This is a genomic window from Microbacterium sp. CGR1 (genome assembly GCF_001266755.1).
Classification (GTDB): Bacteria; Actinomycetota; Actinomycetes; order Actinomycetales; family Microbacteriaceae; genus Microbacterium.
Genome location: NZ_CP012299.1, coordinates 500576 through 523896, shown reverse-complemented (window position 1 = coordinate 523896; position 23321 = coordinate 500576). Strand labels below are relative to the sequence as shown.

Genomic DNA, 23321 nt, shown 5'->3' with positions numbered 1-23321 from the left:
TCAGTGCCCGACGACGATGATCAGGATGCCTGCCACGACGGCAGCCGCGCAGAGCGCGAAGCATCCGTACGCGCCGAACAGTGCGATCCGTCGCTGCCCCTCGGTGAGCGGACTCTTCTTCGCCGCCTTGGCCGCCTGCTTGGCAGCCCGCTTGAGCTCCTTCTCGGAGATCACGGTGATGGCGTCGGTGAACTCCGCCGGGCTCACGACCGGCGCATGTCCGCTGCGAACAAGGAGCCGAAGACCTAACGCATAGAACGTCACGACCGCGCAGGCTCCGATCAGAGCCGCAAGGAACACCTGGACGAATGCGCCCCAGTCGATGCCGACACTCACTTCGACTCCTCGCTCTTCGCCGTCTCCGGACTGTCGACCCCGGGGCCGTCGACCCGCGTCGAGGCTCCCGTCTTCGGGGCCTTCTTCGCGGCCTTGGCCGCTGCCTTCGCCTTGGCGTCCGCCTTGGCCTGAGCCTTGACCTTCTCGCGCGCCTCCGCACGAGCCTTGGCCTCGGCCTTGGCCTCGATGATCCGCTGCTGTCGACGCGTGGGCGGGGGCGTGTCGGGGTGCTCGATCGCGAGCCCCGACTCGGCCACATCGCTCATGGCGTTCGCGGAGGTCACTGCATCCTTGCGGGAGCGAAGGAACAGGCCGATGATCACGGCCAGCGCAAGGACCGCGTCGATCGCGATGCCCCAGAGGCCGAGCCAGGTGATGAGCAGGGCCGCGAGGGCACCGACTGCACCTGCAGCCGGAAGTGTGAGGAGCCAGCCGATGGCGATTCGACCGGCGGTCCGCCAGCGGACCGTGGAGCCGCGGCGGCCGAGGCCGGAGCCGATGACCGAGCCCGAAGCGACCTGCGTCGTCGAGAGCGCGAAGCCGAAAGCGCTGGAGGCGAGGATCGTCGCTGCCGTCGAACTCTCGGCCGAGAAGCCCTGCGCGGGCTTGACCTCGGTCAGCCCCTTGCCCAGCGTGCGGATGATGCGCCACCCGCCGAGATAGGTGCCGAGGGCGATCGTCACCGCACAGGCGATGATGACCCAGAGGTACGGATCGGCCTGCTCGCTGCTCTGCCACCCGACAGTGATCAGCGCGAGGGTGATCACGCCCATCGTCTTCTGAGCGTCGTTCGTGCCGTGCGCGAGTGCGACCAGTGACGACGTGAAGATCTGTCCCCAGCGGAAGCCGTCGCGCCCGTCGGGCTTGCCGTCGTAGCGTCGCGTGATCGAGTACGCGAGCTTGGTCGCCGCGAAGGCGATGATGCCGGCCGTCAGCGGGGCGATGAGCGCCGGGAGGATGATCTTCGAGAGCACCATCCCGAAGTCGATGCCGTTGACTCCGACGCCGACCAGGGTGGCTCCGATGAGGCCGCCGAACAGCGCGTGGGACGAGCTCGAGGGCAGACCCAGCAGCCAGGTCAGCATGTTCCAGGTGATCGCGCCGATGAGACCGGCGAAGATCATCGGCAGGAACACGTCGCCTTGGATCGTGTCCTCGCGGATGATCCCGTGCGACACGGTCTTGGAGACCTCCGTCGACAGGAATGCTCCGACGAGGTTGAGGACTGCTGCGAGAAGGACAGCGGTCTTGGGCTTCAGCGCGCCTGTCGCGATGGGCGTGGCCATCGCGTTGGCGGTGTCGTGAAACCCGTTGGTGAAGTCGAAGAAGAGTGCCAGCAGGATAACCAGCACGACGATGAGGGCTGCGGTTTCCACCGTTCGCTTTCGGTCGTTGAGGAAGAAAGGAGAGGTGTCGACGGGATCGACGTGACGAACGAAGAGTTCACCGTGGGTTTTACTTCCGTTAACCGGCCCCGGTAGATCCTCCCACCCTCCCGGGTGCCGGTCAACTTGACCTGGGATAGCGTGGGAGGCGTGACTGATGCCCCGATCGCAGACCGCCGCTCGACCCTTCGCACGCACCACGGTGACACCTTCGATGATCCATACGAATGGCTTCGGGAGAAGGAATCCGGCGAGGTCATCGCACACCTCGAAGCCGAGAACGCGCACACTGAGGCCGAGCTCTCCCATCTGACCGACCTCCGCGAGACTCTGTTCCAGGAGATCAAGGGCCGTGTGCAGGAGACGGATCTGTCCGTGCCCACGCGGCGCGGGGCCTGGTGGTATTACAGCCGCACCGAAGAGGGCGCGCAGTACGGCATCCACTGCCGTACTGCCGCTGCCGAGGACGACTGGACTCCCCCGGTGCTGGAGCCGGGCGTGGCGGTGCCGGGCGAGATCGTGCTGCTCGACGGCAACGTCGAGGCCGAGGGGCATGAGTTCTTCTCCCTCGGAGCATTCGACACCTCGGACGACGCGACGAAGCTGCTCTGGGCGACGGACTTCGAGGGCGACGAGCTCTACACGGTGCACGTGCGCGACCTCGTGACCGGCGAGACGCTCCCCGACGAGATCCCCGACACGGGTGGCGCGTTCTTCACACCGGATGGCACCGGGATCCTCTACACGACACGCGACGAGGCATGGCGGCCCGACACTCTCTGGCTGCATCGTCTCGGCACTCCCGTCTCGGACGACGTGAAGCTCTTCCACGAGCCCGATGAGAAGTACTGGCTCGGCGCCGGCATCACCCGCAGCCGCAAGTACCTGGTGATCGCCGTCGGATCGAGCATCACCAGCGAGGAGTACCTCGTCGATCTCGCCGGAGACCTCACCGCAGCTCCTCGAATCGTCTGGCCGCGCCGCGAAGGCGTCGAGTACTCGCTCGAGCACGCCGTGGTGGACGGCGAGGACCGCCTCTACATCCTGCACAACGATGAGGCCCTGGACTTCGAGCTCGTCTCCGTGCCCGCCTCCGACCCACAGAGTGAGCGCCGCATCGTCCTCGCGCACGAGCCGGGTCGTCGACTGCTCGGGATGGACGCGTTCCGCGACTTCGCGACGGTGGAGTACCGCCGTGAAGGCCTGGAACGGGTCGGCATCCTGGACTACACGACGGACTCGGTCGACGACATCGCCTTCGACGAGCCCCTGTACTCGGCAGGCGTCAGCGGCAATCCGGAATGGCACTCGCCGTTCCTCCGGCTCGGCTACACGTCGTTCGTGACGCCGGGAACCGTCTACGAGATGGATCTCGCCACCCGCGAGCTGCATCTGCGCAAGCAGGTCGCCGTTCTCGGCGGGTATGAACCCCGGGAGTACGGCCAGAAGCGCGACTGGGCCACGGCGTCGGACGGTACCCGCGTGCCGATCTCCCTCGTGTGGAAGCGATCGTTCGGAGAGCCTGGCGCCGACCCGCGCCCCGTGCATCTCTACGGCTATGGCTCGTACGAGCACTCGATCGACCCCGGCTTCTCGGTCGCGCGGCTCTCGGAACTCGACCGCGGCATCGTCTTCGCCGTCGCTCATGTCCGCGGCGGTGGCGAGATGGGTCGGCAGTGGTACGAGGACGGCAAGCTGCTGAACAAGCGCAACACCTTCACCGACTTCGTCGCGTGCGCCGAGCACCTCGTGGAGCAGGGAGTCACGTCGCCCGAGCGCCTGGTCGCCGAGGGAGGAAGCGCGGGAGGACTCCTCATGGGCGCGGTGACGAACCTCGCTCCCGAGCTGTTCGCCGGCGTGCTCGCGGCAGTGCCGTTCGTCGACGCGCTCACCACGATCCTCGACCCCTCCCTCCCCCTGACGGTGATCGAGTGGGATGAATGGGGCGACCCGCTGCACGGAGCCGAGGTGTACGAGTACATGAAGTCGTACTCGCCGTATGAGAACGTCCGCGACGGCGTGCGCTACCCGCGCATCCTGGCCGTGACCTCGCTCAATGACACACGCGTCCTCTACGTCGAGCCTGCGAAGTGGATCGCTGCCCTGCGCGTCGCCGGTGCGACCGACGCCCTGCTCAAGTGCGAGATGGTCGCCGGTCACGGCGGTGTCAGCGGACGCTACAACTCGTGGAAGGAGCGGGCGTTCGAGCTCGCCTGGATCCTCGACACGGTCGGCCTCGCATCGCGCTGACCTCTCGAAGAACGCAGAGAACGGGCCGATCCGCAGGGATCGGCCCGTTCTCTGTGGTGCACGCGATCGAGACTCAGCCGAAGAGCGCTGCTGCCTCGTCGTAGCGGCTGCGCGGAACGGTGTTCAGCTCGCCCAGAGCCTCGGCGAACGGCACGCGCACGATGTCCGTGCCCTGCATCGCGACCATCTGGCCCCATGCCTTGTCGATGATCGCGTCGGCCGCGTGGAGTCCGAGGCGCGTCGCGAGCACGCGGTCGAAGGCCGACGGCGATCCGCCGCGCTGGATGTGGCCGAGGATCGTCGCGCGGGTCTCGATGCCCGTGATGCGCTCGATCGCCGGAGCGAGCTGGTCGCCGATGCCGCCGAGTCGAGGACGGTTGAATGCGTCCAGGCCCTTGTCGCTGTAGGCCTCATCCATACCGAGCAGCTTGAACCCCTCGGAGACGACGACGAGCGGTGCGCGACCGCGATCGTGCGCGCTCGAGACGAGCTCGGTGATGTCGTCGATCGACATGGGGACTTCGGGGATGCAGATGGCGTGAGCGCCCGCTGCCATGCCCGCGTGAAGGGCGATCCAACCGACGTGGCGCCCCATGACCTCGGCGACCATGCAGCGCTGGTGGGAGTCGCCCGTGGTGCGCAGACGATCCATCGCGTCCGTGGCGATGTTGACCGCCGTGTCGAACCCGAACGAGTAGTCCGTGGCGCGCAGGTCGTTGTCGATCGTCTTCGGCACGCCGATGACGTTGATGCCGTCCTTGGCGAGGCGGTCGGCTGCTGCGAGGGTCCCCTCGCCGCCGATCGCGATGATGCCGTCGATCTTGTGTCCGTACAGCGTCTTGGCGATGTTCTCGGCGCCGCCGCGCTCACCCTCGTACGGGTTCGTGCGACTGGTGCCCAGGATCGTGCCGCCGACCTTCGACAGGCCCTTCACCTCGTGTCTGGTGAGCGGGAAGAAGTCCCCGTCGACCACGCCGCGCCAGCCGTCGCGGATGCCGACGAACTCGAGGTCGTAGGTGGTGGTGCCCTTGAGCACGATGCCGCGGATGACCGCGTTGAGTCCGGGGCAGTCGCCGCCGCTCGTCAGAATGCCGATCTTCATGCTTGCCTCAGACGGGTTCAGGGAAGGGGGAACAGGCGACGTTGCCTGCGATCGACACTAGCGCTCCGGGCGGACCGGGCGCCATTCGAGACGATGAAAACCGAGGATCTTGCCGCCGTTGCGCGACGATTCGCCAGAAATGCGCGATACGTCCGCCCGACATGAGAAATCGGCGCCAAGAAACAGAGTTCTTAACGCCGATTTCTGTCGACTCGAGAAGGCTCAGACGACGCCGAGCGTCTCCCGCAGAAGATGCATGAGAGCGCCCAGCTGCACAGGCTCGGCCGCCGCCTCGTCGAGGGCCTCGCCGTCCAGGGCACGGGCCGCGAGGCCCTGCTTCTGATCGATGAGCTCCGCGATCTTGGCGTCGATCGTGTGCGCGGCGATGATCCGCCACGCCGTCACCGGCTCGTCCTGACCGATACGGTGCACGCGGTCGATCGCCTGAGTCTGCTCCGCGGCCGTCCAGGACAGTTCCGCCAGGACCACGTTGGATGCGGCCTGCAGGTTCAGGCCGACACCGGCAGCGGTCAGCGAACACACCGCGATGCCGACCTCGGGGTCGCTGTTGAAGTCGTCGATCGACTGCTGCCGCACGGTCGAGGTCTGGTCGCCGCGGATCGAGACCGAACGGATGCCGGCCGACGCGAAGTGCGCCTCCGCCTGGTCCATCACGTCGATGTGCTTCGCGAAGAACACGACCTTGCCCACCGATCGCTGCAGCTGGGCCGCGTAGTCGGCTGCCAGGTGCGCCTTCGCCTGTCCGATGCGCCGCACCATCGTGAAGACGTTGTCTCCCCCGGTGCCAGCGGCCTTCGACTCCTCGAGCTCGTTCTGGGCGACCAGACGCACGATGTCGTCGTCGATCTCGCCGGGTGCCAGTCCGCGATCCCCTCGCGCCTCGATGATCCGCCGGTAGCGGGCGGCGAGCCGCTCGCCCAACTCTCGCTCGGCCTGACGGATGCCGCGGCCGAACTCGTCGTCCAGCTGCACGGGAAGGTCGGCGATGAGCTTGTCGGGAAGGTCGGCGGCGACGTCCTTCTTCTTGCGCCGCACGATACCCATCGAGATCACGGCTTCGCGAGCCTCGGGGTAGAACGCCTTGTCTGCGGGGGTGAAGCCGGTCGCGTCGAGCTTCTCCATCAACTCCGGCCCGGGCTTCTCACCCGTCGTCCACCCGAGGAAGCGCCAGATCGCGTCGAAGTCCTCGACGTCGTTGATCAGTGGGGTTCCCGTGAGCGCGAGCATCAGCGGGTTGCCGCCGGGGGTGCGCTCGCGAACGCGATTCGCGAGCGACAGCACGTTCTGCGACCGCTGGGAGCTGAGGTTCTTGATGAAGTGGGCCTCGTCGACGACCATGCCCCTGAGGCCGATGGATGCGAGCCACGACATGTGGCGATCGAGGATCTCGTAGTTCACGATGAACACATCCGCGAAGGCGTCGATGTCATCGCCATCGCCCTGGATCACCGTGGCCCTGCGCTGAGGGGTCCAGCGCTCGACCTCTCGCGCCCAGTTCATCTTGACCACGTTGGGCACGACCACGAGCAGCGGGTAGGCCCCGGCCACGGACGCCGCGAGCACCGACTGCGCCGTCTTGCCCAGACCGGGCTCGTCGGCGAGGAGGAAGCTCCTGTGCCCCTCTCGCACCGCTTCGAGGAAGCGGGACTGATGCACCATGACCTCGAGGCCCTTGGGCGAGAGGTGGTCGTACTCGGGCGCCGGAGGCAGGTCCATACTGGCTGCTCCTCCCCCGGCTCCGGTCTCGAAAGCCTTGTAGAGCGGGCCCATGAGCTCCCAGCCGTCGAGACGTCGACGCGGAGTCGTGGTGGCGCGCGGGGTGAGATCGGGCGCGAGGAACGGGTTCGCCAGCTGACGCGCCTCGACAGAGGGCGGGGTCACCTGCCGCTCGGCGATCGCCGCAGACACCACGGGTGCCTGAACGGGCGCGATGTCGGCGATGATCAGCTCTTCCGGAGCCAGCTCGGCCCCCGACTCGAGCAGCCAGTCGCGTCGCATGCGCTTCGCCACCGGCGAGGTCGCCTGATCGGCTTCGAGAAGTTGGATCAGCGACGTGTCGCGCGCCGCCGTCTTCGCCAGGATCGTGGCGACGCCGTCGAGTCGCTTGAGAAGCTCTGCGCGGGCGGCATCGGCGATGTCGGCATCCGCCTTGACCCTGGCGCGCTCTTCACGCACCAGGAAGGCGATGACCTGGAACTTGACCCGGTTGGTGGGTCCGAGCTTTCCTCGCTGCGACTTCGCCTCGATCTCACGCACCTTGCGGGCGAGGATCGGGATGAGGGGTGCCTCATCGTCGCGACGGGACGTCTTCTTGCGCCGTGTTGCGGCGGTTGCCGTGGTCGGCATGCTCCTCCTGAGCGTGAAGGCCGGAACACCCTGAGGATGCATCGGCCGTTCTCGGTGTCCGCGTGTGGCGTGAGCCAGGACCGTACGAACAGTATTTCCGGCGGTCGTCGACGAGCGAAGGACGCGCGAGGATCAGGGACCACCGAGGCCCATTCTATGCCATGCCGCCTGAGCCACGCAGATCAGGACACGCAGAGTTCAGGGCGAGTTCAGCGGGCGTCGCGCGACAGGACGGTCTCGGCATCCGTCACGTCAGCGGCCATCTGGGATTTCAGCTTCTCGATCCCCTCGAACGCGACCATTCCGCGCAGACGCTCGACGAACTCGACGGTGACGTCGTGACCGTACAGATCGAGATCGGTCTCTCCGATCACGTGCGCCTCGACCTGACGTTCGAGCACGTCGTCGAAGGTGGGGTTGGTGCCGACCGAGATGGCAGCCCGGTGGCGGAGGCCGGTCTCGTGGTCGACGAGCCAGCCCGCGTAGACTCCGTCGGCCGGCACGAACGAGTCGACGGACGCCGAGAGGTTCGCCGTGGGGAAGCCGAGCTCGCGTCCGCGCTTGAGTCCGTGCACCACCTCCCCGCGCACGTCGACGTTGCGGTCGAGCACACGCGCGGCGGCGGTGACATCTCCGGCCATCAGCAGTTCCCTGATCCAGGTGGACGAGACCCGACGGTCGGAGCCGTCGAGGAAGACGTCGTCGACCACCTCTACGGTGAAGCCGTACTTCGGTCCGAGCTGTCGGAGGAGATCGGGGTTGCCCGCTCCGCCGCGGCCGAACCGGAAGTCCTCACCCACGAGAACGGTGGACACGTGCAGGGCACTGGTCAGGATGCCGGCGACGAAGTCCTCCGCGCTGCGCGCTGCGAGCTCCTCGTCGAAAGTCAGAAGCAGCGTGGCGTCGAGCTCGAGCTCGCTCAGCAGCTCGATCTTCCGCTCGACCGTGACCACGTTCTCCGGGCAGCGGTCGGGCCGCAGCACGGCGAGCGGATTGCGGTCGAACGTGACGGCTACGGCGCGGATCCCCGACTCGGCAGCGATCTCCTTGAGGCGCCCGATCACCGCTCTGTGCCCCGCGTGGACGCCGTCGAACTTGCCGATCGCCACGGCGGAGGGACCGAAACCGGGGGGAACCTCGCTCGGGTCTCGGAAGACGATCATGCGCTCGCCTCGACACGGAGAGCGGACGCGACCGCACGGGCCGGCCTATGCGTGCGCAGCCACCAGATACCGAAGATCGGCAGCACGAGCGGGATGAACAGATACCCGCGCCCGAACATCGACCAGACCGTGTCGTGCGGAAAAAGCTCGGGGAAGAAGATGCTGAGCGAGCCGACCACGAGGACGCCAGCGAGCTCGAAGACGATCGCCACCCAGGCCACCGCGTACCAGCCGCGTCGATTCGCGAGAACGAGTGCCAACGTCGCCAGGATGTACACGACGGCAGCGAGCGCCGAGAGCGAGTACGCGAGAGGGGCTTCACCGAACTGGCGGAAGATCTGCACGAAGCTTCGCCCGGTCGCCGCCAGCGCCATCACGGCGTAGACGATCACGAGGACACGACCGATGCCGGTCATGCGGGAGGTGGGAACGGTGGTGCTCATAGCGTCCTCCATTCTAGATCCGGGCGGGAAGCCCCGGATGCCTCGCCGACCGGTCAGGCCACCTGGATGGTCCAGATCACGTGCATGCGCCAGATCATGATCGCGACGGCCAGCGCCGCCACCCCGAGGATCACCGTGCTCCAACGGCTCCTCTCCATCAGTGCCCACAGCACGGCACCGATGGGGAGCAGCACCGCGGAGACGAGATAGACCCAGTACTCGAGCAGGTCGCCCGTCGGCGGGTTCCCCACCAGCGGCGCCACGATGGCGACGATCACCTGCACGACGAGGAGCAGCTCGACGAGCGCGAGCGCACCGACGGAGTAGTCGCTCGGACGTCGTCCGGCCAGGCCGAGTGACACGCAGAACAGTCCGGCCAGGGTCGCGACCGCCACCTGGGCGATCGTCAGCCAGAGGATCATCGAGCCGCCTCCGGCATGTTCATGGCGCTCTTGAGATCGGCACCGCGCCTCTCGACGACGCCGACCAGGACGCCGTCCTCGTCGATCGCAGCCGCGAGGGAGCCGGTCAGCCGATCCGCCTGGCCGACCAGCCGCTTGCCGTGACGCAGATCTCTCGCTTCCTCTGCCGACACCGGCATCACGTCCAGGACCCTCGCGGCCGCGGCGGCCGGAGTCAGCAGCGCTGTCTCGACGACGCCGTCGACCGTCACGGCATCCGCGACGTCGAAGTCGCCGACTCGCGAGCGCCGAAGGGCCGTGAGATGCCCACCGACCCCGAGCGCTGCCCCGAGGTCACGAGCGAGGGAACGGATGTACGTGCCGGAGGAGCAGTCGACGACGACGTCGAGATCCAGGAACCCGTCACCGGAACGCTCCGCCAGAACCTCGAACCGCGACACTGTGACGTCACGAGCGGCCAACACGACCTCTTCGCCGGCCCGCACACGATCGTACGCACGACGTCCGTCGACCTTGATCGCGGATACCGAGCTCGGGACCTGAGAGATCGCGCCGGTGAGCGCGTCGATCCCCGCCGCGACCCGATCGGGGGTGACCGAGTCCCAGGACCCCGCCGTTGCTCGGGTCAGGATCTCGCCGTCCGCATCGTCCGTGCCCGTCGTCTGTCCCAGTCGGATCGTCGCCTCGTAGGTCTTGTCCGCTCCGACGATGTAAGTGAGCAGTCGCGTCGCGCCCTCGACGCCGATCACGAGCAGACCCGTGGCCATGGGGTCGAGGGTTCCGGCGTGCCCGACCTTGCGAGTGCCGAGCGCACGTCGAGTGCGTGCGACGACGTCATGGCTGGTCAGTCCAGCTGGTTTGTCGACGAGGAGGATGCCGGGCGAGACCATCTCTCAAGCCTACGGTGCGCTCGAACGCCCCTCTGCCCGTCGCGACCCATGTCGACGCCGTCCGCCGCGCTTCGGCGGGATCGGGGTTCGCCTAGGCTGACGAGGTGCCTTCGACTTCGCATCCACCCGCCGAGGTGTCCGAGCCTCTCGCGGACTGGTACCGGGGTGCCGCACGCGACCTGCCGTGGCGGCGCACGGAATTCCGCAAGGATTTCGGCGCGTGGGGAACGCTGGTCAGCGAGTTCATGCTGCAGCAGACGCCCGTGAACAGAGTGATACCGCACCTCGAGGCGTGGCTCGCCCGGTGGCCGACGCCCGCGGCCATGGCCGCCGCTTCACCCGCCGAGGTCGTGCAGCAGTGGGCCAACCTCGGCTACCCGCGCCGCGCACTCTGGCTGCATCGCGCGGCCATCGAGATCTCTGAGCGACACGGCGGCGTCGTCCCCAACGACATCGATGCCCTCCTCAAGCTCTCGGGCATCGGCGACTACACGGCCAGGGCTGTCGCTGTCTTCGCCTACGGCGACCGGCACCCCGTCGTCGACACGAACACTCGACGTGTGATGGCGCGCGCCATCCTCGGCCGAGCACAGCCGGGACCGCCCTCGCGTCGCGACCTGGCGCTGATGGACTCGCTGCTGCCCGCCGATGTCGCCGAGTCCGCCGTGTTCAACGCGGCCGCGATGGAGCTGGGCGCGACGGTGTGCACGGCACGCTCGCCGCGCTGCGACGTCTGCCCGCTGAGCGACACATGCGCGTGGCTGGCCGCAGGGCGACCCGAGACCGGTGACACCCGCAGACGCCAAGCCGCCTTCGAGGGTTCTGACCGCCAGGCACGAGGAGCCGTGCTCCGGGTGCTGCGAACCGCCGCGCCCACCCCGGTGCTGATCGACTCCGTGCTGGCCGACTGGCCCGATCCGCTTCAGCGCGACCGTGCGATCGTCTCGCTCATCGCCGACGGCCTCGCCGAGGCCGATGGCGAACTGCTGTCGCTTCCCCGCTGAGTCCGCCCGTCAGACGAACTGCCCGATGCGGTGAGCGAGCACCGTGAGCTCGACTCGGGTCCTCACCTCGAGCTTCACGAAGACCCGACCGAGGTGCACCTCCACGGTGCGCACCGAAACGTGGAGCGCATCCGCGATGTCGCGGTTAGAAGCTCCGCCGACCGCCAGCATCGCCACCTCGAACTCTCGAGCGGTGAGCATCGACTCCCACACTCGCCGGCACGAGGAGAGCGGGTCACCGCTGGCGGCAGCTCCGTCGGAGGCCTCCACCTGCTCCAGACGCACCGAGACCGCTCTCGCCCATGCCGTCGCACCGGAGACCTCGAGCAGGTTCCGTGCCATCGAGAGGTGCTCCCGTCCGAGACCCACGTCTCCCTTGATCAGCGACCTCGTGCCGATCATCGCCTCGACCCGTCCGCGCGAGAAAGGCGAGGTCAAGGTCCGTGCGGCGGCGACCACGACCGGCCGCGCAAGGCGCCACTCGTCGTCCGAGCAGCTGGTGATCTGCACGCGCAGCCGTTGCGCCAGAGCGATCTCCGGCGGTTCGATCCGCTGCGGGCTCCATGATCCGCCATGCGTGACCACGATCGCCTCCTCCAGCCCCGGCACCGACAGGGTCGGCTGAGGAGCGCCGCGATCCCTCCAGAGCCGCATGCACGCCGCGGCTTCGGCCGAGTGTCCCGACAGGAATGATTCGATCCCCCTGTCCACCAGCTGATCGATGCGCAGAGGGGCCGGGAGGGCGGCGGTGAGAGCCTTGGCGAACGGCCCCAGATGTCCGAGAACCGCGAGATCGAGGCGTCGTGCGATCACGACGCCGAGCCCGGCGAAAGGCAGCGCCACAGGCAGCTCGACGGCCGCACGAAGCATCCGGTCGCGCGCGGCGCCGATGTCTCCACGCCACATCAGGAGCAGCACCTCGGCGACCGCGCGGTACGCCGCGACGAGTGGACTGAGCTCGAAGCCGGCCACGAACGGGTCGACCTCGACGCCGACCGGCGAGTCACCTGCGGCGAGCAGGCTCAGCCCCCGGTCGACGTCCCCGTCGACCGCCGCTTGCAGAGCCCTCAACAGGCCGCCGGTGAGGGGCCCGGCCCCGCGAACGTCGTCCTTCTCGCGGTCGCCGATGACGAGCCAGGCCAGTGCGACGACCGGATCTCGGAGTTCGCGATCGGCTTCGACGCGCGCGCTCGCGTGACGGAGAGCGTCGAGCCACGAGCGCATCGTGCGACGGTCACCGCGTTCGGCGCACAACATCGCCGCGAAGGCAGCAGCTCGCGCCCAGGAGTACCAGTGCTCCGCGTCATCGCGATCCGGTCGGATCACGCTCATGTCGACCTCGGGAACTGACCCGCGCAGATGCGTCTCGGCGACGAGCAGCCCGCCGAGCCCCTGGAGCCGATAGAGCTCGTCGCCACCGGGGAAGAGACTTCCGAGCCGTCGCGCCGCCTCGACCGCGTGCCCGGCCGCGATGGCGGCGACACCGGCGACGAGGTTCGCCTCGTCCTGCTCGACCCCGCTCGAGTGGGCGGCGGCTTCTGCAGCGAGGTGGAAGGCGCGCTCGCTGAGTCCCGCCTCCGAATGCTCCCTGGCTATCCGTGTGAGCTCCCCGGCAGTCACCGGTTCGCCGTGCATCGCAGCTCGAGCGCTGTGCCAGTCGGCGTCCACCTGCTCGCCGCGTTCGTGGAAGAGTCGGTGGAGTCGCAGGTGCACTGCAGCAGCCGCGGAGGAGGGCGTCGTCGCTCGCAACCAGATCGCCAAGCGGGGGTCGGACAGACGGACGCGACCGGCGTGGATGTCGAGGAGCGCTCCGAGAGGGCCCGTGGTGAGCTCCGCGGCAGAACGACCGGCGAAATCGACCAGCGGATCCAGCCTGTCGTCGAGGCGCATCGACACCGCGATGAGCACCTCACGGTCGCTGTCGTCCAGCTCCATCTGGGCGAAAAGCGTCTCGACCGATGACACCATCGGCAACGGTGAGGGGAGCGCCCTGAGCCCCTGCCGTTGAGCCGCGTCAAGACGAGCTGCGACGGCCAGGATCGTGGGAGGGTCCTCCGACAGCTCGGCCGCGAGTCGCGCCGCGACATGCGGCGCGCAGCTCAGGTCGTGCTCGAGGAGTTCCTCGAGAATCGTCTCGACAGCTGCCGGTGCGACCGAAGCTGTCCTCTGCGCACGCGAAACGTCGATGCTGAACTCCCCAGTCCCCACGGGCGACCGCCCGTTAGGCCGAGGTTACCAAGACTGCTCACACCCTCAGACGAGGGCGCGATATTCAGGCCTGCGTGTCGTCGTCTTCCTGGCGCAGGTACGGGTCTGCGTCACCGGCGTGCGAGGCGGAGGAGGCGAGCTTCGCCACGTCGGCATCGCGCTGCTGCGCCTCGCGAAGAAGCGCCGAGATGTGATCGGCGTTCTCGGGCAGCGCGTCGGGGATGAACTCGAGCGTCGGAACCAGGCGGGTGCTCAGCTGCTTCCCGACCTCGCTGCGGAGCATGCCGGTCGCGGAGGTCAGCGCCGCACCGCTGGAGAGGCGCTCCTCCTCGGTGCCCAGCACCGTGTAGAACACGGAGGCGTGCTGCAGGTCTCCGCTCACGCGGACGTCGGTGATGGTCACGAATCCGAGTCGCGGGTCGCGCAGACCCTTCTCCAGTCGCTCTGCGAGGATCACACGAATGCGATCGGCCAGACGTGCCTGTCGTTCACCAGCCATTGTTCTCTCCCTCTACGTACCCTTCGGGCGAGGGTGCATGACGCACCCTCGCCCGAAGATATCGAACTCGATCAGCTGCGAGGCTTCTCGACCAGCTCAGTGGTCTCGATCTCGTCGCCGATCTGGATGTCGTTGAACTTGCCGAGGCCGATACCGGCCTCGTAGTCCGTGCGAACCTCGGTGACGTCGTCCTTGAACCGACGCAGCGACTCGATGGCGAGGCCATCGGCGATCACCACACCGTCGCGGATGACGCGAGCCTTGGCGTTTCGCGTGATCGTTCCCGAGCGCACGATGACACCGGCGATGTTGCCGAACTTCGAGGAGCGGAACACCTCGCGGATCTCGGCGACACCCGACTGGACCTCTTCGTACTCCGGCTTGAGCATGCCCTTGAGCGAGCTCTCGATCTCGTCGATCGCGTTGTAGATCACCGAGTAGAACCGGATGTCCACGCCTTCACGCTGTGCACGCTCGCGCGCCTTCGTGTCGGGACGGACGTTGAAGCCCACGATGATCGCGTTGTCGATCGTCGCGAGGTTGACGTCGGACTCCGTGATCGCACCGACACCGCGGTGGATGATGCGGAGCTGCACCGAGTCGTCGACCTCGATCTTGAGAAGCGACTCCTCGAGCGCCTCGACGGCACCGGAGACGTCACCCTTGATGATGAGGTTGAGCGACTCGACCTTGCCCTCTTCGAGAGCACGGGTGAAGTCCTCGAGCGAGATGCGCTTGCGGGCCTTCGCCAGCTGCGCGTTGCGCTCGACAGCTTCACGCTTCTCGGCGATCTGACGGGCCATGCGGTCTTCCTCAGTGACGATGAAGACGTCGCCGGCACGCGGCACGGAGTTCAGACCCTGCACCTGCACGGGACGCGACGGGTAGGCCTCGAGGACCTGCTCGCCGTTCTCATCCGCCATCGCACGCACACGGCCGTACGCCGTTCCGGCGACGATCGCGTCACCGACGCGCAGCGTTCCGGACTGGATGAGCACCGTGGCGACCGAACCGCGACCCTTGTCGAGCTTCGCCTCGATGGCGACACCGCGAGCGGCCTTGTTCGGGTTGGCGGTCAGGTCGAGGCCTGCATCGGCAGTGAGCAGCACCGCGTCCAGGAGCTCCTGGATTCCGGTGTTCGCACGGGCCGAGACATCGACGAACATGACGTCTCCGCCATACTCCTCTGCGACCAGGCCGTACTCGGTGAGCTGCTGGCGCACCTTGGCCGGGTTGGCGTCGGGCTTGTCGACCTTGTTCACCGCGACCACGATCGGCACGTTCGCCGCCTGGGCGTGGTTGAGCGCCTCGACCGTCTGCGGCATGATGCCGTCGTCGGCCGCGACCACGAGGATCGCGAGGTCGGTGACCTGCGCTCCACGAGCACGCATGGCCGTGAAGGCCTCGTGACCCGGGGTGTCGATGAAGGTGATGGCACGCTCGATGCCCTCGTGCTCCGTCCACACCTGGTACGCACCGATGTGCTGGGTGATGCCGCCAGCTTCACCCTCGATGACGTTGGTCTGACGGATGGCGTCGAGAAGGCGCGTCTTACCGTGGTCGACGTGGCCCATGACGGTGACCACCGGAGGACGGATCTCGAGGTCGTCCTCGCTCTCCTCCTCGAGCTCCTGCTCGAGGTTGAGACCGAAGCCCTCCAGGAGCTCCTTGTCCTCGTCCTCGGGCGAGACCATCTGGATCTTGTATCCGAGCTCCGCACCCAGGACCTCGAACGTCGCCTCATCCAGCGACTCGGTGGCCGTGGCCATCTCGCCGAGGTTGAAGAGGATCGTCACGAGGGTTCCGGGCTGGACCGTGTAGCCGGTCAGCGTCTCGATCTTGTCGGCGAAGTCCGAGATCGACGCGCCGCGGCGCATACGGATGATCTCCCCGTTACCGCGGGTGACGTTGACGCCACCGACGACCGGGGCGCTCCGCATCTCGAATTCCTGCCGCTTCGCCCGCCGCGACTTGCGCTGCTTGCTCTTGCCGCCGCCCTTGCCGAAGGCACCTGCGGTACCTCCACCGGGACCACGACCGCGACCTCCACCGCCACCGGGACGACCTGCGAAGCCTCCACCGGGACGAGCGCCGGGACCTGCACCGGGTCCACCGGCACCGCCGGGACGACCGGGTCCACCCGGACGCTGCTGGAACGGTGCGCCACCGGGACGACCGCCCTGACCGCCGCGCGGGGCGCCGGGACGGGGGGAACCGGGACGAGGTGCACCCGGACGCGGCGCGCCGGGACGCGGAGCCTGCGGACGCGGGATGTTGCCCGGCGTCGGGCGCTGGCCCATCCCCTGCGCGGAGGCGAAGGGGTTGTTGCCGGGTCGCGGTCCGTTGGGCCGCTGACCCATGCCCTGAGCGGACGAGAACGGGTTGTTGCCCGGGCGCGGGGCGCCGGGCTTGGGTGCGCCGCCGTCAGCGGGCTTGGAAGCTGCGCTGTCTGCGGACTGGGGAGCTGCCGGCGTGGCGGAAGCCGGAGCGGCGGCCTCGGCCGGAGCTTCGGGTGCCGGAGCGGCAGCAGGCGCCTCGGGCGCGGGCGCGGGCTTGGGCCCTGGCTTCGGTCCGGGTGTCGGTGCACCGGCACCGGGCTTGGCTGCACCGGGCTTGGCAGCACCGGGCTTGGCTGCACCGGGCTTGGCTGCACCGGGCTTGGCGGCACCGGGCTTCGCTGCGGCGGGAGCCGCATCCGCGGAGCCCTTCAGCGAGGCGTCCGACTCGATGGCAGCGCGAAGCTTGCGCGCCACCGGCGGTTCGATGGTCGAAGAGGGGCTCTTGACGAACTCTCCGAGTTCCTTGAGCTTTGCAAGTGCGATCTTGCTGTCGACGCCGAGTTCGGCGGCGATCTCGTGTACGCGTGGTTTACCAGCCACAATTCTCCTGTCTGGGGTCGGTCCACCCGGACAGGGCAGACCACTAGTCGCGGACGGGTCTCATTTCGAGCCGTTCACTTTGTTTCCATAGCCGTTCAGCCTTTGTTTCTTGGTGGGTGCTGTTCGATGATCCGCGTGTCCAGATCGCTGGAGACGCGCAGTGCTCTTCCGAAAGCCCGGCGCCGCAGAGCGGCATCCACGCATTCCGGTGTCGGATGGACCCACGCGCCTCGCCCTGGCAGAACGGCGCGCTCATCGAGGATGAGGATGTCATTCTGGGACACCACTCTGAGAAGAGCGGCGCGGGGAGCACGCGTGCGACAGCCGACGCACGTTCGTACGGGTTCCATCTTACACCTGTGTTCCCGTCCGACTCGCGCGGCTGGCGCGAGTCGGACGTGGCGAGCGGTCAGTCCAGGACGCTGTCCGGCTGGATGTCGATCTTCGCTCCGGTGAGCTTGGCAGCCAGTCGGGCGTTCTGCCCCTCTTTGCCGATCGCGAGCGAGAGCTGATAGTCGGGCACGAGTGCACGCACGGCCCTGGTGTTCGCGTCGAGGATGAACGAGCTCGTGACCTTGGCGGGAGAGAGGGCGTTCGCGACGAACGCGGCGAGCTCCGGGTCGTGATCGACGATGTCGATCTTCTCGCCGGCCAGCTCCTCGGTGACGGCACGAACGCGTCGGCCCATCTCGCCGATGCAGGCGCCCTTCGCGTTGATCGCCGGGTCGTTCGCACGGACGGCGATCTTGGTGCGGTGGCCGGCCTCACGAGCCAGCGAGACGATCTCCACGAGACCTGCGGCGATCTCGGGCACCTCGAGCGCGAACAGCTTGCGGACGAGACCGGGGTGCGTGCGCGAGACGGTGATCTGCGGTCCCTTGAGACCCTTCGCGACGCTGGTCACGTAGACGCGGAGGCGCGACCCGTGGGTGTACTCCTCGCCCGGCACCTGCTCCTCCGGAGGAAGGATCGCCTCAACGGCTCCGAGATCGACGTGGATCATGCGGGGATTCGGTCCCTGCTGGATCACGCCGGCGACGATGTCGCCTTCCTTGTCCTTGAAGTCTCCCAGCACGACATCATCCGCGATGTCCCGCAGGCGCTGGCTGATGACCTGCTTGGCGGCGAAGGCCGCGATACGTCCGAAGTCATTCGGCGTCGCGTCCTCTTCGCCGATGATCGCGCCCTCTTCGTCCTTGACGACCTGCAGCACGGCGACGTGCCCGGTGCGACGATCGAGTTCGACGCGGACCCCCTCGGGGGTGGCGCCGTCGTCCGAGACGTGCTTGGAGTAGGCGGTCAGGATGGCCTGTTCGATGATCGAGACCAGCTCATCGAAGGGGATCGCCTTCTCCTTCTCGATCCCACGCAGCAGACTCAGTTCGATATCCATGACGACTCCCTATTCAGCTCTCGTCGCGCGGGTGTTCACGCGCGACATCCGTACCACGATACCCTGTGCCCACCGCCCGATGCCACGGAGGCGGCCGCACCGACGCGGTGCCGAGCGCGCAGGAGGACTCAGTGACGACGTACGACACCATCGTGATCGGGGCAGGGATGTCGGGTGTGACGGCGGCCCGCATGCTCGACGACGCCGGAGCCGACGTCATCGTCCTCGAGGCGAGGGATCGCGTCGGGGGCAGGATGCACACCGACCGCGCTGCGGGTTTTCCCGTCGATCGCGGTGCGTCATGGGTCCACGGCATCGACGACTCCCCGCTGTGGGATCTCGTGCAGGCGCTCGGCATCCCCACCCTCGAGTACACCGTCGGCAGCTTCCAGGCCGGAGGCAGGCCGATCGAGAACTTCGACGGGGAGGGCAGGGCGATGGATCCTGCGAGCACTTCTCAGTGGGTCGCCGATGTCGAGCAAGCAGATCGACTGTTGGCCGAGGAGATCACCCGGTCCTCCCCCGGCGACACCTATCTGGATGTCACGGAGCGCGCGCTCGACCGCTCGGGCTTAGAGCCGGAGCGCATCGATGAGGTCCGCGAGTTCTTCCGTCATCGCGTCGAGGAGCAGTGCGGTGCATGGGTCGGGGACCTCGACGCGCACGGGCTCGACGAGGATGCGATCGACGGCGACGAGGTCATCTTCCCGCGCGGCTACGATGAGCTCCCGCGTCGGATCGCCGCCGGTCTCGACATCCGACTCGGTCACGTCGTCACCCGCATCGAGCGGACCGACCGGGGCGTCACCGTGTCGACCCGGAACGGAGAGTTCTCGGCCCGCAACGCGCTGGTGACCGTGCCGCTCGGCGTGCTCAAGGCGGAGTCGATCGAGTTCGCCCCTCCGCTGCCCGACGCTGTCGGCGGACCGATCGCGCGACTGGGCATGGGGGTGTTCAACAAGGTGTTCATCCAGTTCCCGGAACGCTTCTGGCGCGAGGACAGCTACGTTCTCCGGGCGCTCGGCGAGGCCGGTGAGCACTGGCACTCCTGGTACGACGTCTCGGCGGTCAGCGGGATCCCGACGTTGCTGACCTTCGCCGCCGGCCCGTTCGGCCGCCGGATGCAGGATCTGTCGGATGAGGAGGTCGTCGCGGACGTCGTGAGCGCCCTGCGGTTCCTCTACCCGGATGCCGTCGGCGACCCCACCGCGCACTGGATCACCCGATGGGGACAGGACGAGTTCTCGAACGGGTCGTACTCGCATCTCGCGGTCGGCTCGTCACACCACGACCACGACGAGCTCGCGGGGCCGGTCGACGCAGTGCTGCACTTCGCCGGTGAGGCGACATGGGGCGACGAGCCGGCGACCGTGGGGGCCGCGTACTACTCGGGGCACCGCGCCGCTGAGCGCATTCTCGGTCGGTCGATCGACCTGGCGGAATTCGCGGCAGGCATCACAGCGCGGGAGCGGACTCCAGCGAGTTGATCGCGCCGATCAGACGGAACAGGTTGCCGACCTGTCGCTGGTCGAGATGCAGGGAGAGACGAGGAAGGTGCAGCAGATCGTCGTCTGCGACCTCCGGCGACCGCGGAGCTGTCCGTTCGATCCGTCCGCTCGCCAGCATCCCGGCGAACCGGTCGTTGAGATCCTCGAGCTCTTCGTCCGTCGGCTCTCCACGCAGTCTCAGCACGAGCGAGTCCCCCACCCAGCGCAGCGAGTCGTAGTTGCGCCAGAACCCGGCGATCACGGCGGCTGCCGACTCGACGGAGTCGGTGATGACCACGCGATCGAAGTCGCCCTCCGAGATCACCCCTGTCGGCGCCAGGTCCTCGTCGATGAATCGCTTGAGGCCGTTCCAGAACGTGCCTCCCGGCTCGTCGAGCAGCACGATCGGCGTCGGCTCGGCCTTTCCGGTCTGCTGGAGGGTCAGCAGCTCGAACATCTCGTCGAGCGTGCCGAATCCGCCAGGGAGACAGATGAAGCCGCTGGACTCCTTGATGAGCATGAGTTTGCGGGTGAAGAAGTACTTCATCGCCACCACATGCTCGCTCGCCGCGATCAGGCTGTTGGCCTTCTCCTCGAACGGCAGCCTGATCGACACGCCGAGCGAGAGCGCGGGGCCGGCACCTTCAGCGGCAGCCTGCATGATTCCCGGTCCTGCTCCGGTCACCACCATCCATCCGTCCGCTGCGAGAGCAGCCGCGACATCACGCGCCTGGACGTAGAGCGGATCGTCGTGGAGGGTACGCGCCGAGCCGAACACCGTGACCTTCGGCACCCCTTCGAACGGTGCGAACAAGCGGAAGGCGTCCCGCATCTCGGCGAGGGCGGCGGAGGCGATCTTGAGATCGAGGCGGTTCGTGCCGTCCTCCCCCAGCAGGACCGCTGTGCGCATCATGCGCATCACGAGTCTGCGATCGGTCTTGACCCCTGCTTCGTCGAGGACGTTGTTGATCTCGGCGCTCAGCGACGCCGTCAGCGGTTCGTCGGTCATGCCCTCAGCCTGTCATGGGAGCGCGTCGGGCGGGCCGCCGCAACGCCGCCCTCCGCCCTCACCACGCTCACGTCCCCGTGTCAACGCCCGTGCCAAGTCAGGTCTCCTGCGGGACAGTGGCTGCATGACAGAGATCACTGGACCGGAAGCACTGGCACGCGTCACCGAACTCGTCGAGGACATCGACTTCACGATGCTGACGACCACCGACGACGACGGCAACCTCGTGAGCAGGCCGATGTCGACCCGGCAGATGGACGACGCCGGCGACATCTGGTTCTTCACCGCCGAAGACACCGAGAAGGTCGAGGAGGCGCGCGCCCATCGACAGGTCGGCCTCTCGTACTGCGACGCGAAGGGCATGCGATACGTGTCGGTGGCCGGCAACGCGTCCGTGGTGCACGACCGCGCGAAGATGGAAGAGCTCTATTCGCCCTCGCTCGACATCTGGTTCGAGGACGGGCTGGACACTCCCGGCATCGCACTTCTCAAGGTGACGCCGACGGTGACCGAGTTCTGGGAGCCCTCCAAGGGCAAGATCGCGATGGCGGCCGGCGCGCTCAAGGCCCTCGTGACCAAGGACACGCCCGATGACGACATCATGAACCACGGCCGGATCGTCTGCTGACGTCCGCTCCGAACGACAGAATGCCGCGCACCCGGTGAGGTGCGCGGCATTTCTCTGTCGTCGAGGTCAGCGCCGGGTCAGCTGATCGACGGCGTCGGCGACGGACACCGCGCTGCGATCCCCCGTGCGCCGGTCCCACAGCTCGACCTGACCGTCCGCGGCCCCTCGGCCGACGATGACGATCTGCGGAACGCCGACGAGCTCGGCGTCTCCGAACTTGACTCCGGGCGAGACCTTCGGGCGGTCGTCGTAGAGCACGTCGAGACCGGCGGACTCGAGCTGAGCGGAGAGCTCAGCTGCCACGTCGAAGGCCACCTGGTCACGACCGGCAGCCACGACCTGCACATCGAAGGGCGCGACCGATGCCGGCCAGATGAGACCCTTCTCGTCGTTGTTCAACTCGGCGATGATCGCCAGGATGCGCGTCACGCCGATGCCGTACGACCCCATCGTGACCGTGACGAGCTTGCCGTTCTCGTTGAGCACCTTGAGTCCGAGCGCGTCCGCGTACTTGCGACCCAGCTGGAACACGTGACCGATCTCCATTCCGCGCGCGAGCTCGACCGGACCGGAGCCGTCAGGAGCCGGATCGCCCGCGCGGACGTTGGCGATCTCGACGATGCCGTCGGCGAAGAAGTCACGTCCGGCGACAACCGAATGCGCGTGCTTCTCGTCGAGGTTCGCACCGGTGATCCAGCTCGTGCCCTCGCTCACACGGGGGTCGACCAGGTAGCGGATGCCGGTAGCCGATTCCTCGCCGAGCACAGCTCCCGTGGGCGACCAGGGGCCGATGTAGCCCTTGACGAGCAGCGGATTCTTCTCGAAGTCGTCTGCCGTGGCGGTCTCGACCTCGGCGGGCGCGAACGCGACCTCGGCCCGCTTCTCGTCGACCTCGCGGTCGCCGGGGATGCCGACGACGACGAGTTCACGGGTGCCGTCGAGGTGCGTGAGCGCGAGCACGACGTTCTTGAGCGTGTCCGCAGCCGTGTAGTCGCCGTCGAGGTGCACGTTCGAGTGCGCGACGAGAGTCTCGATCGTGGGCGTGTTCGGCGAGTCGAAGATCACCGGTGCCGCATCCGCGTCGAACGCGATGGCGTCGGGAACGGCGGTCGTGAATGCCTCCACATTGGCGGCGTATCCGCCGGCGCTGCGGACGAACGTGTCCTCGCCGACGGGAGTCGGGTGCAGGAATTCCTCGCTCCGCGAACCGCCCATCGCTCCGGCATCCGCCTGGACGATGACGTACTCGAGACCCAGGCGCTGGAAGATGCGCTCGTAGGCATCGCGCTGAGCCTGGTAGCTGAGATCGAGACCCTCATCGGAGGAATCGAACGAATAGGCGTCCTTCATCGTGAACTCGCGTCCGCGAAGCAGTCCTGCCCGCGGACGCGCCTCATCGCGGTACTTGTCCTGGATCTGGTAGAGCGTGAGGGGAAGATCCTTGTACGACGAGTACAGGTCCTTCACGAGCAGCGTGAAGGCCTCTTCGTGCGTCGGGGCGAGCAGGTAGTCGCCGCCCTTGCGGTCCTGGAGACGGAACAGCAGGTCGCCGTACTCGTCCCAGCGTCCGGTCGCCTCATACGACTCGCGGGGCATGAGAGCCGGGAAGTGCACCTCCTGTGCGCCTGCCGCGGCCATCTCCTCGCGGACGACGGTCTCGATCTTGGCCTTCACGCGGAGACCCAGCGGGAGCCACGCGAAGATACCGGCAGCCTGCGGCCGGATGTACCCGGCGCGGATCAGCAGCTTGTGGCTCGCGACCTCTGCGCCTGCAGGGTCTTCACGGAGCGTGCGGAGGAAGAATTTCGAAAGACGAGTGACCACCGGGCAAGTCTACTGACCGGTGGTCGCTCGTT

At 67.6% G+C, this 23321-nt stretch carries 19 protein-coding genes; 4 read left to right on the top strand and 15 right to left on the bottom strand.

What is annotated here, in order from left to right; all coding sequences use genetic code 11:
* Together AKG07_RS02390 and AKG07_RS02385 are read right to left on the bottom strand one after the other, a co-directional pair.
* Window positions 1–336 carry a peptidase gene (locus AKG07_RS02390; RefSeq protein WP_053095798.1) on the bottom strand — a complete coding sequence of 112 codons (336 nt, stop codon included), beginning with the start codon at window positions 334–336 and terminating at the stop codon, window positions 1–3.
* The gene (locus AKG07_RS02385) at window positions 333–1712 is read right to left on the bottom strand and encodes an inorganic phosphate transporter (protein ID WP_053095797.1); all 1380 of its coding nucleotides are present in this window, start codon (window positions 1710–1712) and stop codon (window positions 333–335) included. Before AKG07_RS02385 ends, AKG07_RS02390 begins: the two co-directional genes overlap by 4 nt.
* Before the next feature lie 159 nt (window positions 1713–1871).
* Between AKG07_RS02385 and AKG07_RS02380 the strand changes: the two genes are divergently transcribed.
* Complete coding sequence (locus tag AKG07_RS02380; RefSeq protein ID WP_053099079.1) at window positions 1872–3971, top strand: S9 family peptidase; 2100 nt, start codon at window positions 1872–1874, stop codon at window positions 3969–3971.
* Between the two features lie 73 nt (window positions 3972–4044).
* On the opposite strand, the gene AKG07_RS02375 is transcribed toward AKG07_RS02380, so the two are convergent.
* The 6 genes from AKG07_RS02375 to truB form a co-directional block, all read right to left on the bottom strand.
* A complete protein-coding gene (locus AKG07_RS02375) occupies window positions 4045–5073 on the bottom strand; it encodes an ATP-dependent 6-phosphofructokinase (protein WP_053095796.1) in 1029 nt (342 codons plus the stop codon).
* 222 nt (window positions 5074–5295) lie between these two features.
* Window positions 5296–7440, bottom strand: coding sequence for a DEAD/DEAH box helicase (locus AKG07_RS02370; protein WP_053095795.1), 2145 nt, complete (start codon window positions 7438–7440; stop codon window positions 5296–5298).
* 209 nt (window positions 7441–7649) lie between these two features.
* Window positions 7650–8603: a bifunctional riboflavin kinase/FAD synthetase gene (locus tag AKG07_RS02365; protein WP_053095794.1), complete on the bottom strand. Its 954-nt coding sequence runs from the start codon at window positions 8601–8603 to the stop codon at window positions 7650–7652.
* Window positions 8600–9046, bottom strand: coding sequence for a hypothetical protein (locus tag AKG07_RS02360; RefSeq protein ID WP_233277308.1), 447 nt, complete (start codon window positions 9044–9046; stop codon window positions 8600–8602). Before AKG07_RS02360 ends, AKG07_RS02365 begins: the two co-directional genes overlap by 4 nt.
* Window positions 9047–9099: 53 nt before the next feature.
* Complete coding sequence (locus AKG07_RS02355; RefSeq protein WP_053095792.1) at window positions 9100–9468, bottom strand: hypothetical protein; 369 nt, start codon at window positions 9466–9468, stop codon at window positions 9100–9102.
* Window positions 9465–10358 (bottom strand): tRNA pseudouridine(55) synthase TruB, encoded by an 894-nt coding sequence (gene truB / locus AKG07_RS02350; RefSeq protein ID WP_053095791.1) that lies wholly within the window; start codon window positions 10356–10358, stop codon window positions 9465–9467. Before truB ends, AKG07_RS02355 begins: the two co-directional genes overlap by 4 nt.
* Before the next feature lie 104 nt (window positions 10359–10462).
* Between truB and AKG07_RS02345 the strand changes: the two genes are divergently transcribed.
* Complete coding sequence (locus AKG07_RS02345; protein ID WP_053095790.1) at window positions 10463–11362, top strand: A/G-specific adenine glycosylase; 900 nt, start codon at window positions 10463–10465, stop codon at window positions 11360–11362.
* Between the two features lie 9 nt (window positions 11363–11371).
* Here AKG07_RS02345 and AKG07_RS17985 read toward each other — a convergent pair whose 3' ends face one another.
* The 5 genes from AKG07_RS17985 to nusA form a co-directional block, all read right to left on the bottom strand.
* Window positions 11372–13570, bottom strand: coding sequence for a helix-turn-helix transcriptional regulator (locus tag AKG07_RS17985; protein ID WP_053095789.1), 2199 nt, complete (start codon window positions 13568–13570; stop codon window positions 11372–11374).
* Between the two features lie 64 nt (window positions 13571–13634).
* On the bottom strand, window positions 13635–14069 hold the full coding sequence (gene rbfA, locus AKG07_RS02335) for a 30S ribosome-binding factor RbfA (protein ID WP_053095788.1): 435 nt from the start codon (window positions 14067–14069) through the stop codon (window positions 13635–13637).
* A gap of 71 nt (window positions 14070–14140) precedes the next feature.
* Window positions 14141–16948, bottom strand: a complete 2808-nt coding sequence (gene infB / locus AKG07_RS02330; protein WP_053095787.1) for a translation initiation factor IF-2 — start codon at window positions 16946–16948, stop codon at window positions 14141–14143.
* 95 nt (window positions 16949–17043) lie between these two features.
* Complete coding sequence (locus tag AKG07_RS17380; RefSeq protein ID WP_072591126.1) at window positions 17044–17298, bottom strand: YlxR family protein; 255 nt, start codon at window positions 17296–17298, stop codon at window positions 17044–17046.
* A gap of 59 nt (window positions 17299–17357) precedes the next feature.
* A complete protein-coding gene (gene nusA / locus AKG07_RS02325) occupies window positions 17358–18341 on the bottom strand; it encodes a transcription termination factor NusA (RefSeq protein ID WP_053095786.1) in 984 nt (327 codons plus the stop codon).
* Between the two features lie 131 nt (window positions 18342–18472).
* Between nusA and AKG07_RS02320 the strand changes: the two genes are divergently transcribed.
* Entirely contained in the window at window positions 18473–19828 is a 1356-nt protein-coding gene (locus AKG07_RS02320) for a flavin monoamine oxidase family protein (protein ID WP_082298017.1), read from the top strand.
* Here the strand turns inward: AKG07_RS02320 and AKG07_RS02315 are convergent.
* Window positions 19797–20837: an LOG family protein gene (locus tag AKG07_RS02315; RefSeq protein WP_053095785.1), complete on the bottom strand. Its 1041-nt coding sequence runs from the start codon at window positions 20835–20837 to the stop codon at window positions 19797–19799. The genes AKG07_RS02320 and AKG07_RS02315 overlap by 32 nt on opposite strands.
* Before the next feature lie 124 nt (window positions 20838–20961).
* Here AKG07_RS02315 and AKG07_RS02310 point away from each other — a divergent pair, with 124 nt between their 5' ends.
* Window positions 20962–21465, top strand: coding sequence for a pyridoxamine 5'-phosphate oxidase family protein (locus AKG07_RS02310; protein ID WP_053095784.1), 504 nt, complete (start codon window positions 20962–20964; stop codon window positions 21463–21465).
* A gap of 66 nt (window positions 21466–21531) precedes the next feature.
* On the opposite strand, the gene AKG07_RS02305 is transcribed toward AKG07_RS02310, so the two are convergent.
* Complete coding sequence (locus AKG07_RS02305) at window positions 21532–23289, bottom strand: proline--tRNA ligase (RefSeq protein WP_053095783.1); 1758 nt, start codon at window positions 23287–23289, stop codon at window positions 21532–21534.
* Between the last annotated feature and the right edge of the window lie 32 nt (window positions 23290–23321).

Excerpts from the sequence above, each read along its gene's own strand:
- AKG07_RS02375 (WP_053095796.1), bottom strand. The coding sequence starts at position 5,073 with ATGAAGATCGGCATTCTGACGAGCGGCGGCGACTGCCCCGGACTCAAC.
- AKG07_RS02370 (WP_053095795.1), bottom strand. The coding sequence starts at position 7,440 with ATGCCGACCACGGCAACCGCCGCAACACGGCGCAAGAAGACGTCCCGT.
- AKG07_RS02365 (WP_053095794.1), bottom strand. The coding sequence starts at position 8,603 with ATGATCGTCTTCCGAGACCCGAGCGAGGTTCCCCCCGGTTTCGGTCCC.
- AKG07_RS02360 (WP_233277308.1), bottom strand. The coding sequence starts at position 9,046 with ATGAGCACCACCGTTCCCACCTCCCGCATGACCGGCATCGGTCGTGTC.
- AKG07_RS02355 (WP_053095792.1), bottom strand. The coding sequence starts at position 9,468 with ATGATCCTCTGGCTGACGATCGCCCAGGTGGCGGTCGCGACCCTGGCC.
- truB (WP_053095791.1), bottom strand. The coding sequence starts at position 10,358 with ATGGTCTCGCCCGGCATCCTCCTCGTCGACAAACCAGCTGGACTGACC.
- rbfA (WP_053095788.1), bottom strand. The coding sequence starts at position 14,069 with ATGGCTGGTGAACGACAGGCACGTCTGGCCGATCGCATTCGTGTGATC.
- AKG07_RS17380 (WP_072591126.1), bottom strand. The coding sequence starts at position 17,298 with ATGGAACCCGTACGAACGTGCGTCGGCTGTCGCACGCGTGCTCCCCGC.
- nusA (WP_053095786.1), bottom strand. The coding sequence starts at position 18,341 with ATGGATATCGAACTGAGTCTGCTGCGTGGGATCGAGAAGGAGAAGGCG.
- AKG07_RS02315 (WP_053095785.1), bottom strand. The coding sequence starts at position 20,837 with ATGACCGACGAACCGCTGACGGCGTCGCTGAGCGCCGAGATCAACAAC.
- AKG07_RS02310 (WP_053095784.1), top strand. The coding sequence starts at position 20,962 with ATGACAGAGATCACTGGACCGGAAGCACTGGCACGCGTCACCGAACTC.